Annotated in this window: 15 protein-coding genes; 5 read left to right on the top strand and 10 right to left on the bottom strand. The window is 67.7% G+C overall.

What is annotated here, in order from left to right; all coding sequences use genetic code 11:
* Nucleotides 1-61: 61 nt before the first annotated feature.
* Together C1925_RS07820 and grxD are read right to left on the bottom strand one after the other, a co-directional pair.
* The gene (locus C1925_RS07820) at nucleotides 62-838 is read right to left on the bottom strand and encodes an SDR family NAD(P)-dependent oxidoreductase (RefSeq protein WP_108768394.1); all 777 of its coding nucleotides are present in this window, start codon (nucleotides 836-838) and stop codon (nucleotides 62-64) included.
* On the bottom strand, nucleotides 835-1,155 hold the full coding sequence (gene grxD / locus C1925_RS07815) for a Grx4 family monothiol glutaredoxin (RefSeq protein WP_079221360.1): 321 nt from the start codon (nucleotides 1,153-1,155) through the stop codon (nucleotides 835-837). Before grxD ends, C1925_RS07820 begins: the two co-directional genes overlap by 4 nt.
* A 119-nt stretch (nucleotides 1,156-1,274) precedes the next feature.
* Here grxD and C1925_RS07810 point away from each other — a divergent pair, with 119 nt between their 5' ends.
* Nucleotides 1,275-1,853: a Fe-Mn family superoxide dismutase gene (locus C1925_RS07810; protein ID WP_108768393.1), complete on the top strand. Its 579-nt coding sequence runs from the start codon at nucleotides 1,275-1,277 to the stop codon at nucleotides 1,851-1,853.
* A gap of 119 nt (nucleotides 1,854-1,972) precedes the next feature.
* Here C1925_RS07810 and C1925_RS07805 read toward each other — a convergent pair whose 3' ends face one another.
* Both C1925_RS07805 and purE read right to left on the bottom strand, forming a co-directional pair.
* The gene (locus tag C1925_RS07805; RefSeq protein ID WP_108768392.1) at nucleotides 1,973-3,121 is read right to left on the bottom strand and encodes a 5-(carboxyamino)imidazole ribonucleotide synthase; all 1,149 of its coding nucleotides are present in this window, start codon (nucleotides 3,119-3,121) and stop codon (nucleotides 1,973-1,975) included.
* Nucleotides 3,118-3,621 carry a 5-(carboxyamino)imidazole ribonucleotide mutase gene (gene purE, locus C1925_RS07800; protein WP_079221357.1) on the bottom strand — a complete coding sequence of 168 codons (504 nt, stop codon included), beginning with the start codon at nucleotides 3,619-3,621 and terminating at the stop codon, nucleotides 3,118-3,120. Before purE ends, C1925_RS07805 begins: the two co-directional genes overlap by 4 nt.
* A gap of 58 nt (nucleotides 3,622-3,679) precedes the next feature.
* Here purE and C1925_RS07795 point away from each other — a divergent pair, with 58 nt between their 5' ends.
* The 4 genes from C1925_RS07795 (at nucleotide 3,680) to C1925_RS07780 (ending at nucleotide 6,312) form a co-directional block, all read left to right on the top strand.
* Nucleotides 3,680-3,949: a Trm112 family protein gene (locus C1925_RS07795; protein WP_108746345.1), complete on the top strand. Its 270-nt coding sequence runs from the start codon at nucleotides 3,680-3,682 to the stop codon at nucleotides 3,947-3,949.
* Complete coding sequence (gene nadC / locus C1925_RS07790) at nucleotides 3,946-4,800, top strand: carboxylating nicotinate-nucleotide diphosphorylase (RefSeq protein WP_108768391.1); 855 nt, start codon at nucleotides 3,946-3,948, stop codon at nucleotides 4,798-4,800. Before C1925_RS07795 ends, nadC begins: the two co-directional genes overlap by 4 nt.
* Before the next feature lie 154 nt (nucleotides 4,801-4,954).
* Entirely contained in the window at nucleotides 4,955-5,893 is a 939-nt protein-coding gene (locus tag C1925_RS07785; RefSeq protein WP_108768390.1) for a DUF2272 domain-containing protein, read from the top strand.
* A gap of 68 nt (nucleotides 5,894-5,961) precedes the next feature.
* Nucleotides 5,962-6,312: a DUF3301 domain-containing protein gene (locus tag C1925_RS07780; RefSeq protein WP_108768389.1), complete on the top strand. Its 351-nt coding sequence runs from the start codon at nucleotides 5,962-5,964 to the stop codon at nucleotides 6,310-6,312.
* A 109-nt stretch (nucleotides 6,313-6,421) separates the two neighbouring features.
* Here the strand turns inward: C1925_RS07780 and C1925_RS07775 are convergent, their stop codons facing one another.
* The 6 genes from C1925_RS07775 to C1925_RS07750 all read right to left on the bottom strand — a co-directional run bounded on the left by C1925_RS07775 (nucleotide 6,422) and on the right by C1925_RS07750 (nucleotide 11,532).
* Nucleotides 6,422-6,889 carry a ClpXP protease specificity-enhancing factor gene (locus C1925_RS07775; protein ID WP_108768388.1) on the bottom strand — a complete coding sequence of 156 codons (468 nt, stop codon included), beginning with the start codon at nucleotides 6,887-6,889 and terminating at the stop codon, nucleotides 6,422-6,424.
* Nucleotides 6,890-6,974: 85 nt separating this feature from the next.
* The gene (locus tag C1925_RS07770; RefSeq protein WP_108768387.1) at nucleotides 6,975-7,610 is read right to left on the bottom strand and encodes a glutathione S-transferase N-terminal domain-containing protein; all 636 of its coding nucleotides are present in this window, start codon (nucleotides 7,608-7,610) and stop codon (nucleotides 6,975-6,977) included.
* A gap of 134 nt (nucleotides 7,611-7,744) precedes the next feature.
* Nucleotides 7,745-8,494: a cytochrome c1 gene (locus tag C1925_RS07765; RefSeq protein ID WP_108768386.1), complete on the bottom strand. Its 750-nt coding sequence runs from the start codon at nucleotides 8,492-8,494 to the stop codon at nucleotides 7,745-7,747.
* Entirely contained in the window at nucleotides 8,487-9,746 is a 1,260-nt protein-coding gene (locus tag C1925_RS07760; protein ID WP_108768385.1) for a cytochrome bc complex cytochrome b subunit, read from the bottom strand. The genes C1925_RS07765 and C1925_RS07760 overlap by 8 nt, the downstream gene beginning before the upstream one ends.
* Nucleotides 9,746-10,366, bottom strand: a complete 621-nt coding sequence (gene petA / locus C1925_RS07755) for a ubiquinol-cytochrome c reductase iron-sulfur subunit (RefSeq protein WP_108764653.1) — start codon at nucleotides 10,364-10,366, stop codon at nucleotides 9,746-9,748. The genes C1925_RS07760 and petA overlap by 1 nt, the downstream gene beginning before the upstream one ends.
* Before the next feature lie 233 nt (nucleotides 10,367-10,599).
* Entirely contained in the window at nucleotides 10,600-11,532 is a 933-nt protein-coding gene (locus tag C1925_RS07750) for a lytic transglycosylase domain-containing protein (RefSeq protein ID WP_108768384.1), read from the bottom strand.
* Between the last annotated feature and the right edge of the window lie 21 nt (nucleotides 11,533-11,553).

The raw sequence follows: 11,553 nt of genomic DNA, 5'->3' as shown, positions 1-11,553 counted from the left end.
ACAAGCGGCACCGGGTCGCAACGAGATCGTGACGGAACCTTCACTCCGTCTTATCGTCCAGTTAACTGGCGACAGTAGTGTGACTGGCGTCAAGTACCTGCCCGCGCCACGGGGCGCCGGCGGCTGAAAGCAGCGCAACGGCCGCAGCGGCGGCCTTCTCCGGGCCTTGGGCGGCCGGATCCTGGTCAACGGAATAGGCGCGCGCCCGCAGTGCGGTGCGCAATGGGCCAGGGTAAAGGCCGCTGACCCGGACGGTAGTACGGCCCAATTCATCGTGCAGGCTGGCAATCAGCCCCCGCAGCCCGTGCTGGGCCACGCCATAGCCGCCCCAGTAGGCCTGCCCCACCCTTTCCGGGGCATCGACAGCGAACACCATCGCCGCATCGTCGCGCTGCTTGAGCAGCGGCAGGCAGGCCTGGGCCAGCCACGCCGGGGCGGTCAGGGTGACGTGCACGGCGCGGGCGAAACTGGCCGGGTCGGCCAGCTCGAAGGGGGTCAGGCCGGGAAAATGCGCGGCGCAGACCAGCAGGCCGTCCAACCGCCCCAGCTCACGCTGCAGGGCCTGGGCCAGTTCGGCATAGTCATCGGGGCCGGCACCTTCCAGGTCCAGCGGATACAGCAGGGGCTCGGGCCCCACGGCCTGCACCTGGGCGTAGACCCGGTCCAGCCGCCGCGGTTTGCGACCCATCAGCACCACGGTGGCCCCCGCTTCGGCGGCCGCGATGGCCGCAGCACTGCCCAGCCCGCCACCGGCACCGGCGATGAGGACCACGCGATCCTGCAGGGGACGGCCATCGAGCGCCGCACCGTTCGCCGACGTCGATGGCCAGGCACTCATCCCTGGGTGGCCTCTTCGACGATGCGCTTGAGCTCGCCGGCTTCGAACAGCTCCATGACGATGTCGCAGCCGCCGATCAACTCCCCGTTGATGAACAGCTGCGGGAACGTCGGCAGGTTGGAGAAGCGCGGCAGGTTGGCGCGGATCTCCGGTTCCTCCAGCACGTTGACCGTGCGCAGGGCGACGGCACCGGCGGCCATCAACGCCTGCACGGCACGGCTGGAAAAGCCGCACATCGGGTATTGCGGGGTGCCCTTCATGAACAACACGAGCGGGTAACGATCCACCTCGGCCTGGATTTGCTGCATTACCGCCACACCTCACTCCTTGCTTCGCCGGACAAACCGACCGCAGTGGTCGGCTAGACTGCCCACGGTAGCCGCCATTGTAAGCCGATGGAACCGGCTGCCGCCGTCCCCTGGCCACGAACCTGTCCATGCCCGTCGAATTGCCTGCCCTGCCCTACCTTTCCGGCTCCCTGCAGCCGCACCTGTCCGCGCAGAACGTGGAACTGCATCACGGCCGCCATCATCGCGCCTACGTGGATGCGGTCAATGCCGCCATCGTCGGCACCGAATGGGAAGAAGCGCCGCTGGAAGAGATCGTCCGCCAGGCCCAGGGCACGCTGTTCGATGCGGCCGCCCAGGCCTGGAACCACGGCTTCTACTGGCAGTGCCTGCGCCCGCGTGGCGGTGGCGAGCCGCAGGGCCGGCTGGGTGAGCTCATCAAGCGCCAGTTCGGCGATGGCCAGCGCCTGCGCGAGGAATTCAACCGCGCCGCGCTGGGGCTGTTCGGCTCGGGCTGGGTCTGGCTGGTGCAGCACCCCGGCGGCCAGCTCGGCATCCAGGCGACCCGCAACGCAGGCACGCCGCTGACCGGCGAGAGCACCCCGCTGCTGTGCTGCGATGTGTGGGAACACGCGTATTACACCGACTACCAGAATGAGCGTGCGCGCTATCTGGAAGGGTTCTGGCAGCTGGTCAACTGGGAATTCGCCGAGAGCCAGCTGCGCTGAGGCGCCTGCCGGCCAGCGGCGGGCACTGCCGGGATGGCGTGCCGCCGGGCATGGCCCGGCGCTACCGACATCGCGCGGCCCTTGCCGGCCAGCGGCCGGCACTACCCGATTCAGCCGATTCAGCGGTTGCGCAGCGCGTGCACCGCTGGCGCCACCTGGTCCTGGCGGTCCAGCTCCAGGCCGACCTGCAGCACCGCATCGGCCAGTGCTTCGGCATCATCATCACGCAGCGTGGCATGGCCGACCTTGCGGCCGTCGCGCGGCTGCTTGCCATAGTCATGCCAATGGCCACTGGCCTGGCCCAGCACCGGCGCCGGATCGGGCATCGCGCCCAGCCAGTTCAGCATGCAGGCATGGCCGAGCATGCGGGTGCTGCCCAGCGGCAGGCCCAGCACGGCGCGCAGGTGGTTCTCGAACTGCGAGGTCTCGCTGCCTTCGATGGTCCAGTGGCCGGAGTTGTGCACGCGCGGTGCCATCTCGTTGGCCAGCAGCTCGCCATCGCGGCAGAACAGCTCCAGCGCGAACACACCCACGTAGCCCAGGTGCTCGGCCACGCGGCGCGCATAACCAATCGCCGCCTCATGCTCGGCATCGGACAGCACGGCCGGGGCCACGCTGGCCGACAGCACGCCATCGACATGCCAGTTGCCGGTGACCGGCCACGCCTGGAAGCTTCCATCACGGCCGCGCACGGCGACCACGCTGACTTCGCGCTGGAAGGCGACGAAGCCCTCCAGGATCAGGCCGGTGCGCTCGACCTGGGCGCCGAGGGCGTCCCATGCGGCGTCGATGTCCGCCTCGCTGCGCAGGCGGAACTGGCCCTTGCCGTCATAACCCAGGCGGCGGGTCTTGAGGATGCACGGCAGGCCGAACTCGGCGGCCTTCGCGGCCAGCTCGTCACGGCTGCGGATATCGGCGAAGGCCGGCAGCGGAATGCCCAGCTGCTGGAACAGGGTCTTCTCGCTCAGCCGATCCTGCGCGACGGCCAGCGCCGACGGCGGCGGGTAGACCGGCACCTGGTCGGCCAGCCACTGCGCACTGTCGGCCGGCACGTTCTCGAAATCGAAGGTGACCACGTCGACCTTGGCGGCAAACTCGGCCAGGGCCTTGCGATCATCGAACGCCGCCACGGTGAGCGGCGCCAGCGGGCCGCTGCAGGCGTCGACCGCCGGGTCGTACAGCTCGAAGCGCAGCCCCAGCGGCGCACCGGCCAGGACCATCATGCGGGCGAGCTGTCCGCCGCCCAGGATGCCGACGGTCAGGCTCATTGGCGCGGATCGTCGTGGGCCATGACATCTTCGGTCTGGCGGGTGCGGAAGGCCTCCAGCGCCTGACCGATGGCCGGCTGGTCGCTGGCCAGCATCGCCGCGGCGAACAGCGCCGCGTTGGACGCGCCCGCATTGCCGATGGCGAAGGTGGCGACCGGAATGCCGGCCGGCATCTGCACGATCGACAGCAGCGAATCCATGCCGTTGAGGGCCTTGGACTGCACCGGCACGCCCAGCACCGGCACGGCGGTCTTGGCGGCGATCATGCCCGGCAGGTGCGCGGCCCCGCCGGCACCGGCGATGATCGCGCGCAGGCCGCGCGGGCCCGCTTCTTCTGCGTAGCTGAACAATACGTCCGGGGTGCGGTGGGCGGAGACCACCTTCACTTCGAACGGAACACCCAGGGCTTCAAGCTTCTGGGCGGCGTGCTGCATGGTTTCCCAGTCGGAGCGGGAACCCATGACGATGCCGACAAGCGGCGCGATCGGGTTGGGGGTCATTGGCCGTCACCTGCCTTAAAGACGTATTCTAGCCGTCTTCCACGCAAGACGAAGAACCATGGATCGCAAGCTGCTTGACCTGCTGGTGTCGCCGGACACCCGCCAGCCCCTGTCCCTGCTGGATGGCAAGGGCCTGGAAGCCCTCAACAAGGCTATTTCCGCCGGCTCGGTCAACAAGGCCGACGGCAACCCGCTGGCCCAGCCGCTGCGCGAAGCGCTGGTCACCCGCGACCGCAAGCAGGTGTTCCGGGTCGACGACGGCATTCCGGTGCTGCTGGCCGAAGAGGCCATCCCGACCGCGCAGATCGCCGACTTCCCCGCCGCATGACCGCCCTGCCGACGCCGGATGCGGCCCACGTCGCGGCCGATGTCGCCCGCGCGTTGGCCGAGGACCTGGGCAGCGGTGACGTCACCGCCGCCCTGCTGCCCGACCAGGCCGACAGCGCCTACCTGCTGTGCAAGCAGGATGATGCGGTGATCGCAGGCCGCCCCTGGTTCGACGCCACCCATCGGGCGCTCGACCCGGACGTGCGCATCGAATGGCGCGTGGCCGAGGGCGACCGCGTCGCCGCCGGCACTGTGCTGGCCCTGCTGCACGGGCGCAGCCGCAGCCTGGTCAGCGCCGAGCGCACCTCGCTGAATTTCCTGCAGACCCTGTCCGGCACCGCCACCACCACCGCCCGCTACGTGGCCGCCGTGGCCGGCACCGGCACGCGCATCCTCGATACCCGCAAGACCCTGCCCGGCCTGCGCCTCGCGCAGAAGTACGCGGTGCGCTGCGGCGGCGGTGACAACCACCGCTTCGGCCTGTACGACACGGTGATGCTGAAGGAAAACCACATCCGCGCCGCCGGCTCGCTGCCAGCCGCCGTGGCTGCCGCGCGCCAGCAGTGGCCGTCGTTGCCGCTGGTGGTGGAGGTGGAAGACCTGGAGCAGCTGCAGCAGGCACTGGATGCCGGCTGCGAGCGCATCCTGCTGGACGACTTCGATGCCGCGCTGCGCCGCGAGGCCGTGCGCATCACCGCTGGGCGCATTCCACTGGAAGTCTCCGGCAGTGTCGGCCTGGAGGGATTGCGCGCGATTGCCGAGGACGGCGTGGACTGCATTTCCATCGGCGGCCTGACCAAGCACGTGCAGGCGATCGACCTGTCGCTGAAGCTGGGGCCGCCGCCGGGTTGAGGGTGGATCCTGTAAAGCCGAGCCCACGCTCGGCTGCCCCTCGAGCTGCCGCTTCGCTCGCCGGGCATGGCCCGGCGCTACCGGTTCCGAGTCCTTCACGATTCGGCTACGCCTGCCTCTGCGACGCTGCGGCCATCCCCCACAGGAGCCGCGCATGCGCCGGATGCTGTTGCCTGCCTGCCTGCTGCTGGCCGCCGCGCCGCTGTCAGCCGCCGCCGCCGAAGCCTGCGACGTGCCACCCCGCTTCGGCCTCAGTCCGCTGGCGATCTCCATCCGCAATGCTGCCTGCAATGAACATCGGCTCTGGTACCGCCCCTTCATCGACCGCGAGGGGCGCGCGGCCAGCCTCAGCGTCACCGAAGCGGAGAACGAGAACCTGGCCGACAACGGCCTGATCGCCTGGCAGCGCGTGGCCAGCTACTGGCGCGACAGCGGCACGCTCAACGCGATGGGCAGCATTCCCGGCGCCAGCAGCTGCCTGGCGCCGCTGGGCACGCGCTACACCGACAGCGACTGCCGCGCCTTCCTGGTCGACAACCCGTGGTCGGCCGCGTTCATTTCCTGGGTGATGACCCGCGCCGGCGTGCCGGGCTTCACCACTTCGCCGCGGCATATCGACTACATCCGCGCCGCCTACCAAGCGGGGCCTTCCGGGGTGCCGTACCGGCTGGTGGATCCGGCCACGGCCAAGCCGGCACCGGGCGACCTGCTGTGCTTCCTGCGCGACCGCAGCAGCACGCTGAGCTACAGCGGGCTGGTGAAGGCGCTGGGCAACGGCTCGGTCGGTCACTGGAAATCGCATTGCGAAGTCGTGGTGGCGGCCAACCTCGGCGGCGACCAGACCCTGTACCTGGTGGGCGGCAACGTGATGAACACCGTGGCCATGCGCCTGCTGCAGCTGGACCGCACGGGCCTCATCCAGCTGCCGCCCGCGCGCGATCGCAGCAGCACCGGCATCGACCCCAGCTGCACGCCCGGCCGCGAGGACGAATGCAGCTTCAACCGTCAGGACTGGGCGGCACTCCTGCAGCTGACGGCTCCGGCATCGAGGGTGGCACCGCCGCCGGTCACGCCAGCCACGAACGGACAATGAGCGGGGTGGCTTGATCCGCTGCGCGTTCGCCGCCATCTTTGCGGGATCGACCCTGCACGCGTGACGCCATGCCTACCCTGTTGTTGCTGCTGATTGCCGGCGGCATCGTCTACTTCTTCTGGAACGCCGCGCGTTCCGCCGCCGAACGTGCCATCGAACTTGGCCGCAATGCCTGCCGCGCCGCCGACGTGCAGTGGCTGGACCAGGCAGTGCACGCCACCGGCATGCGCCTGTCGCGCGGCGAGGATGGGCGGCTCGGCTTCGAGCGCACCTTCAAGTTCGAGTATTCCTACGACGGCATCGATCGCCACGTCGGCCGCATGGTGCTGCGCGGCGACCAGCTGGTCTCGTTCACCGGCCCGGGTGCGGCGCGGATCAGCCAGATCCGCGCGGATGTGGAAGACGCAGAGGACGTCTGAACCCGGTAGCGCCGGGCAGAAGCGTGCCGACCAACGGTCGGCACCCACCGTTGCTTTATGGAGTGCCGACCAACGGTCGGCACCTACCGTTGCTTGTCGGCACCTACCGTTACTTCACAACGCGCAGCGTCGGGCGGCCCTTCGGCGGCGGCGTGGTCGGCGGGCGGTCGTCCGGCGGCGTGTCATCCGACGGGGTCTCGCCTTCGTGCAGCAGCTCGTCGCTGGTCGGTGCCGGTTCGGTACCCGGAATATCGTCCGGCAGCGCCATGCCCTGCCCGGTCTCGCGCGCGTACACGGCCAGCACCGCACTGATCGGCACCTGCACCGGATAGCTGGTACCGGAGAAGCGGGCCGAGAAGCTCACCATCTCGTTGTTGATCATCAGCTGCACCACCGCGCGCTCGGCGATGTTGAGCACCACGCGGCCATCCTTCACCGCCGAAGGCGGCACCTGGACGCCCGGAACGCCGGCATCGACCAGGATGTGCGGGGTCAGCTGGTTGTCGTTGATCCATTCCACCAGCGCCCGCAGCAGGTACGGGCGGTGGCTGGTCATGTGGAAGAAGTCGTCGGTCATGCGTGAAGTGTACGCGCCCGACGCCCCTGCCGGGGCGGATCGCCTGCACGCCGGTGGGCATGCAGACGGAATGCGCCCGCCGGGATCAGCCCGGCAGGTCGCGCAGCTTCTTTTCCTGGTCGGTCAGGCTGCGGACGAAACCGGGGTGGCGGAAGATGCGGTTGCCGTAGTCCTCGATGGCCTTGCCATCCTTGGGCAGCGGCACGTCCAGCGACTGCAGCCGCCAGATGATCGGAGCCATCGCACAGTCGGCCAGGCTCATTTCCGGGTTGAGGAAGAACTTGCTGGCCTTGAACAGCGGCAGCGAGGCGGTCAGCAGTTCCTTCAGGCGCTTACGACCGGCTTCGGCCTGGGTCTTGTTGCCCAGCTGGATGGCCTGCACCTGCGGCACCCAGTCGTGCTCGATGCGCAGCATGGCCAGGCGGATGCGCGCACGCGAGAGCGGATCGACCGGCATCAGCGGCGGATGCGGATAGCGCTCGTCGAGGTACTCGCTGACCACCGAGGCGGCGTACAGCACCAGCTCGCGCTCGACCAGGGTCGGCACCGAGTGGTAGGGATTGAGGTCGATCAGATCTTCAGGCGGGTTCTGCGGATCGACAGCAACGGAGTCATAGCTGACCCCTTTGGCCGCCAGGACCAGGCGGACCCGGTGGCACAGGACATCATCGTTCGAGGAAAACAGCGTCAGTGTATTGCGCATGCGTACGCTCGCCGCCATCAAAGGCTCTCCCACGACAGGAGACCGCCTGCCGCATCGGCGCCGCCAGCACCGTGCTGGCGGTCGACTCCTCCCCGAGTGTGCAACCGAGCATCACAAAAGCCAATAGGCTTTGCGTCGTGCCGGCAGCAGAATCAGTGCACGTCCTTCCAGTATTCCTTCTTCAGCAGGTACAGCAGGAAGGTCAGCAGGGCCAGGAACAGGATCACCCACACGCCCAGCTGCTGGCGCTTCAAGGCGGCCGGTTCACCGGCGTACTCAAGGAAGTTGGTGATGTCCCGCACGGCCTGGTCGTACTGCCCGGCATCGACGTTGCCCGGCGTTTCCAGGCGCAGCCCGGTGACCGGCGGATCCATGCCCGGCGCCTCGGCCTTGCCATGCACCGCGTGCTGCAGGCCCTGCATCTCCCACAGCGGATTGGGCATGGATGCGTTGGCGAACAGGGCGTTGTTCCAGCCCAGCGGCCGGCTGCTGTCCAGGTAGAACGACTTGAGGTAGGTGTAGACCCAGTCGCTGCCGCGCACCCGCGAGATCAGGCTGAGGTCCGGCGGCATCTTGCCGAACCACTTCTCCGCCTGTTCCTTGGGCATCGCCACCGGGATCGGGTCGCCGATCGTCGAGCCGGTGAAGTTGAGGTTGGCCATCACCTCTTCCTCGCTCAGGCCCAGGTCCTGCGCCATGCGCGAATAGCGCAGGTACTTCAGCGCATGGCAGCCGGAACAGTAGTTCATGTACAGCTGCGCACCGCGCTGCAGCGATGCGCGGTCACCGAGGTCGTTGCCGGCCTGCAGCAGCTTGGTGCCACCTTCGGCGGCGGAGGCCAGGAAACTGCCCAGCATCAGGGTGGCCGTCAGGGCCAGCCGGACCATCCAGCGATCAGTCATGGGTGGTCACCCTCTCCGGTACCGGTTTGGTCCTGTCCAACCTTGTCCATACCGGCATGGTGATGAAGAACGCGAAGTACAGGAAGGTCAGCACCCGCCCGACGTAGGTTTCATGCGCATCGGTACCGGGGCCGGAACCGATCACGCCCAGCCACACGAAGCACACGGCGAACACGCCCAGCAGCACCTTCGAAAGCACGCCGCGATAGCGGTAGGACTTGACCTTCGCACGGTCCAGCCACGGCACCAGGAACAGGATCGCGATGGCCGAGAACATCACCAGCACGCCGCCCAGCTTGTTGGGCACCACGCGCAACATCGCGTAGTAGGGCGTGTAGTACCAGACCGGCTTGATGTGCTCGGGCGTCACCAGGCGGTTGGCCTCGGTGAAGTTGTCGTGCTCCAGGAACAGGCCACCGAAGGCCGGTGCGAAGAAGATGATGAAGGCGGCGATGATCAGCAGGAAGCCGGCGCCGACGCCATCCTTGAGCGTGTAGTACGGATGGAACGGAATGCCATCGGCCGGCGCGTTCGGCGACCAGCGGTTGCCCTTGGGCCCCTTTTTGATCTCGACACCGTCGGGGTTGTTGGAACCCACTTCATGCAGCGCGCCCAGGTGCAGCACCACCAGCAGCAGCAGCACCAGCGGCAGGGCGATGACGTGCAGGGCGAAGAAGCGGTTGAGCGTGGCATCACTGGGCAGGTAGTCGCCCATGATCCATTCGGTCAGGCCGTTGCCGATGACCGGTATCGCGCCGAACAGCGAAATGATGACCTTCGCGCCCCAGAACGACATCTGGCCCCACGGCAGCACGTAGCCCATGAAGGCTTCGGCCATCAGCACCAGGTAGATCAGCATGCCAAGGATCCACACCAGCTCGCGCGGCTTCTGGTAACTGCCGTACATCAGGCCGCGGAACATGTGCAGGTAGACCACGATGAAGAACAGCGAGGCCCCGGTGGAGTGCATGTAGCGGATCAGCCAGCCCCACTCCACGTCCCGCATGATGTATTCGATGGAACCGAACGCCTCGGCGGCGTTGGTCTTGTAGTGCATCGTCAGGAAGATGCCGGTGACGATCTGGTTGACCAGCACCAGCAGCGCCAGCGAGCCGAAGTAGTACCAGAGGTTGAAGTTCTTCGGTGCGTAGTACTCGCTGACGTGCTTGCGGTAGACCGGCATCAGGCCGGGCGCGCGTGCGTTGACCCAGTCGGCCACGCCGCTGGCGGTACGGGCGAGGATATTGGCCATCAGGCTGCCCCCTGCGGATCGACACCGATGATGATGGTGTTGTCGTCCTGGTAATGGTGCGCGGGCACCTTCAGGTTGATCGGCGCCGGCACGTCCTTGAAGACGCGGCCGGACATGTCGAAGCGCGACTTGTGGCAGGGGCAGAAGTAGCCGCCCTTCCACTGCGGGTCGTACGGCTCGGGCCGGATCTCGGCCACCATTTCAGGCGAACAGCCCAGGTGCGTGCACAGCCCGACCAGCACGGAGACATCCGGCTTGATCGAACGCAGCTCGGGGTTCTGCTTGAGCACGTAGTCCGGCTGCTGGTCCTTCTCGCCGGACTCTGGGTCCTTGAGACGGCCATCCAGCCCATGCAGCGCGTCGAGGATCGCCTTGGACCGTTTGACGATCCAGATCGGCTGGCCACGCCATTCCACGATCAGGCGTTGGCCTTCCTGCAGGGCGCTGATGTCGGCCACCACCGGTGCGCCGGCAAGCTTGGCGCGGGCACTGGGGTTCCAGGATTTGATGAAAGGAACTGCGGTGAATCCGACGCCGACGGCGCCCACCACGGCTGTGGTGGCAGAAAGAAAACGCCGACGTCCGGTGTTGACTGGATCGTGTACCCCATCGTTGGCCATCCGGCACTCCGATATTGATTAGGTAGCTTTAAGGCTGCCAGCGGATCCGGTGGGGGCCAGAGCCGCATTGAATCATGGGCGAGTGTAGCGGAACCGTCGCGCGCCACACAACGCATTGCAACAACTCTTTCGAATGTGTGCCGACTAACAGTCGGCACCTACCATCGAATGCGTGCCGACCAACGGTCGGCACCTACCTGCTTGCCGCTTCGCTCGCCAGGCATGGCCTGGCGCTACTGCTTGGTCAATGCGGTGCGGTAGCGATCGGCCAGCTGGCCGACGCGGCGCACGTAGTACTGGGTTTCACTGTACGGCGGTACGCCACCGTGGCGGTCGACCGCGCCTTCGCCGGCGTTGTAGCCCGCGGCGGCCAGGGTCAGATCGCCATTGAAGCGCTTCAACAACCACGCAAGATACTGCACGCCGCCACGGATGTTCTGGCTGGCGTCGTAGGAATCGCTGACCCCGAAGCGTGCGGCGGTCGGCGGCATCAGCTGCATCAGGCCCTGCGCACCGGCGCGGCTGAGCGCGGTCGGGTTGTAAGCCGACTCGGCATGGATGATCGCGCGCACGATCGCTTCTTCCACGCCGAACTCACGTGCTGCCGAGGCGATCTCGGTCTGGAACGAGGTGGTGTTGAGGCGCACGCTGCCGAAGTCCACGCGCGGGTTGACCCCGCAGGCGTAGCAGCGCTCCATGAAGCTGTAGCGGATGGTGCGTACCGGACCGAGATTGGCGACCTGGGTCGGGCGCGCACTGGTGTAGTGGCGCACGCCATCCTGCATGTACGAATAGACCTGCCCGCTGACCATGCGGCCGCCGCGCGGCGTGGTCGCCGGCTTGGCTGCAGGGGTGGCGGCGACGGCCGGGCTGGCGGCACTGGCGGCCACGGCCACCGGGTTGCGCTCGGCGCTGGCCACCTGGGTGGCGGCCGGAGTGGTGCTGGCGGTCTGCACCGGCGCCGCGGCCGGAACGTCGCGCGGGGTGGCGGGAAGGCGGGTATCGCGGCTGTAGCTGATGCTGCTGCAGCGCGCGCCGGGCACGCGCTTGCTGACATAGCTGGTGACGCCGTCGGCACCCTGGCACTTGAACAGGGTGCCGGCGCTGGCCGGCGCAGCGGTCAGCGCAGCGATGATGATCGCCGTTGTCCCCAGTATCCCCTTCATGGCGGCGAGTGTCCCAGCTTC

The organism is Stenotrophomonas sp. SAU14A_NAIMI4_5 (assembly GCF_003086795.1).
Lineage (GTDB): Bacteria > Pseudomonadota > Gammaproteobacteria > Xanthomonadales > Xanthomonadaceae > Stenotrophomonas.
Note: the sequence above shows the minus strand (reverse complement) of the source record. Positions and strands in the feature narration are given on the sequence as shown.

Coding starts and splice junctions, on each gene's coding strand:
- C1925_RS07780 (WP_108768389.1), top strand. CDS start 5,962: ATGCCTACCCTGTTGTTGCTGCTGATTGCCGGCGGCATCGTCTACTTC.
- C1925_RS07770 (WP_108768387.1), bottom strand. CDS start 7,610: ATGGCGGCGAGCGTACGCATGCGCAATACACTGACGCTGTTTTCCTCG.
- purE (WP_079221357.1), bottom strand. CDS start 3,621: ATGACCCCCAACCCGATCGCGCCGCTTGTCGGCATCGTCATGGGTTCC.
- petA (WP_108764653.1), bottom strand. CDS start 10,366: ATGGCCAACGATGGGGTACACGATCCAGTCAACACCGGACGTCGGCGT.
- C1925_RS07775 (WP_108768388.1), bottom strand. CDS start 6,889: ATGACCGACGACTTCTTCCACATGACCAGCCACCGCCCGTACCTGCTG.
- C1925_RS07795 (WP_108746345.1), top strand. CDS start 3,680: ATGGATCGCAAGCTGCTTGACCTGCTGGTGTCGCCGGACACCCGCCAG.
- C1925_RS07785 (WP_108768390.1), top strand. CDS start 4,955: ATGCGCCGGATGCTGTTGCCTGCCTGCCTGCTGCTGGCCGCCGCGCCG.
- C1925_RS07810 (WP_108768393.1), top strand. CDS start 1,275: ATGCCCGTCGAATTGCCTGCCCTGCCCTACCTTTCCGGCTCCCTGCAG.
- C1925_RS07820 (WP_108768394.1), bottom strand. CDS start 838: ATGAGTGCCTGGCCATCGACGTCGGCGAACGGTGCGGCGCTCGATGGC.
- C1925_RS07765 (WP_108768386.1), bottom strand. CDS start 8,494: ATGACTGATCGCTGGATGGTCCGGCTGGCCCTGACGGCCACCCTGATG.
- C1925_RS07805 (WP_108768392.1), bottom strand. CDS start 3,121: ATGAGCCTGACCGTCGGCATCCTGGGCGGCGGACAGCTCGCCCGCATG.
- C1925_RS07760 (WP_108768385.1), bottom strand. CDS start 9,746: ATGGCCAATATCCTCGCCCGTACCGCCAGCGGCGTGGCCGACTGGGTC.
- C1925_RS07750 (WP_108768384.1), bottom strand. CDS start 11,532: ATGAAGGGGATACTGGGGACAACGGCGATCATCATCGCTGCGCTGACC.
- nadC (WP_108768391.1), top strand. CDS start 3,946: ATGACCGCCCTGCCGACGCCGGATGCGGCCCACGTCGCGGCCGATGTC.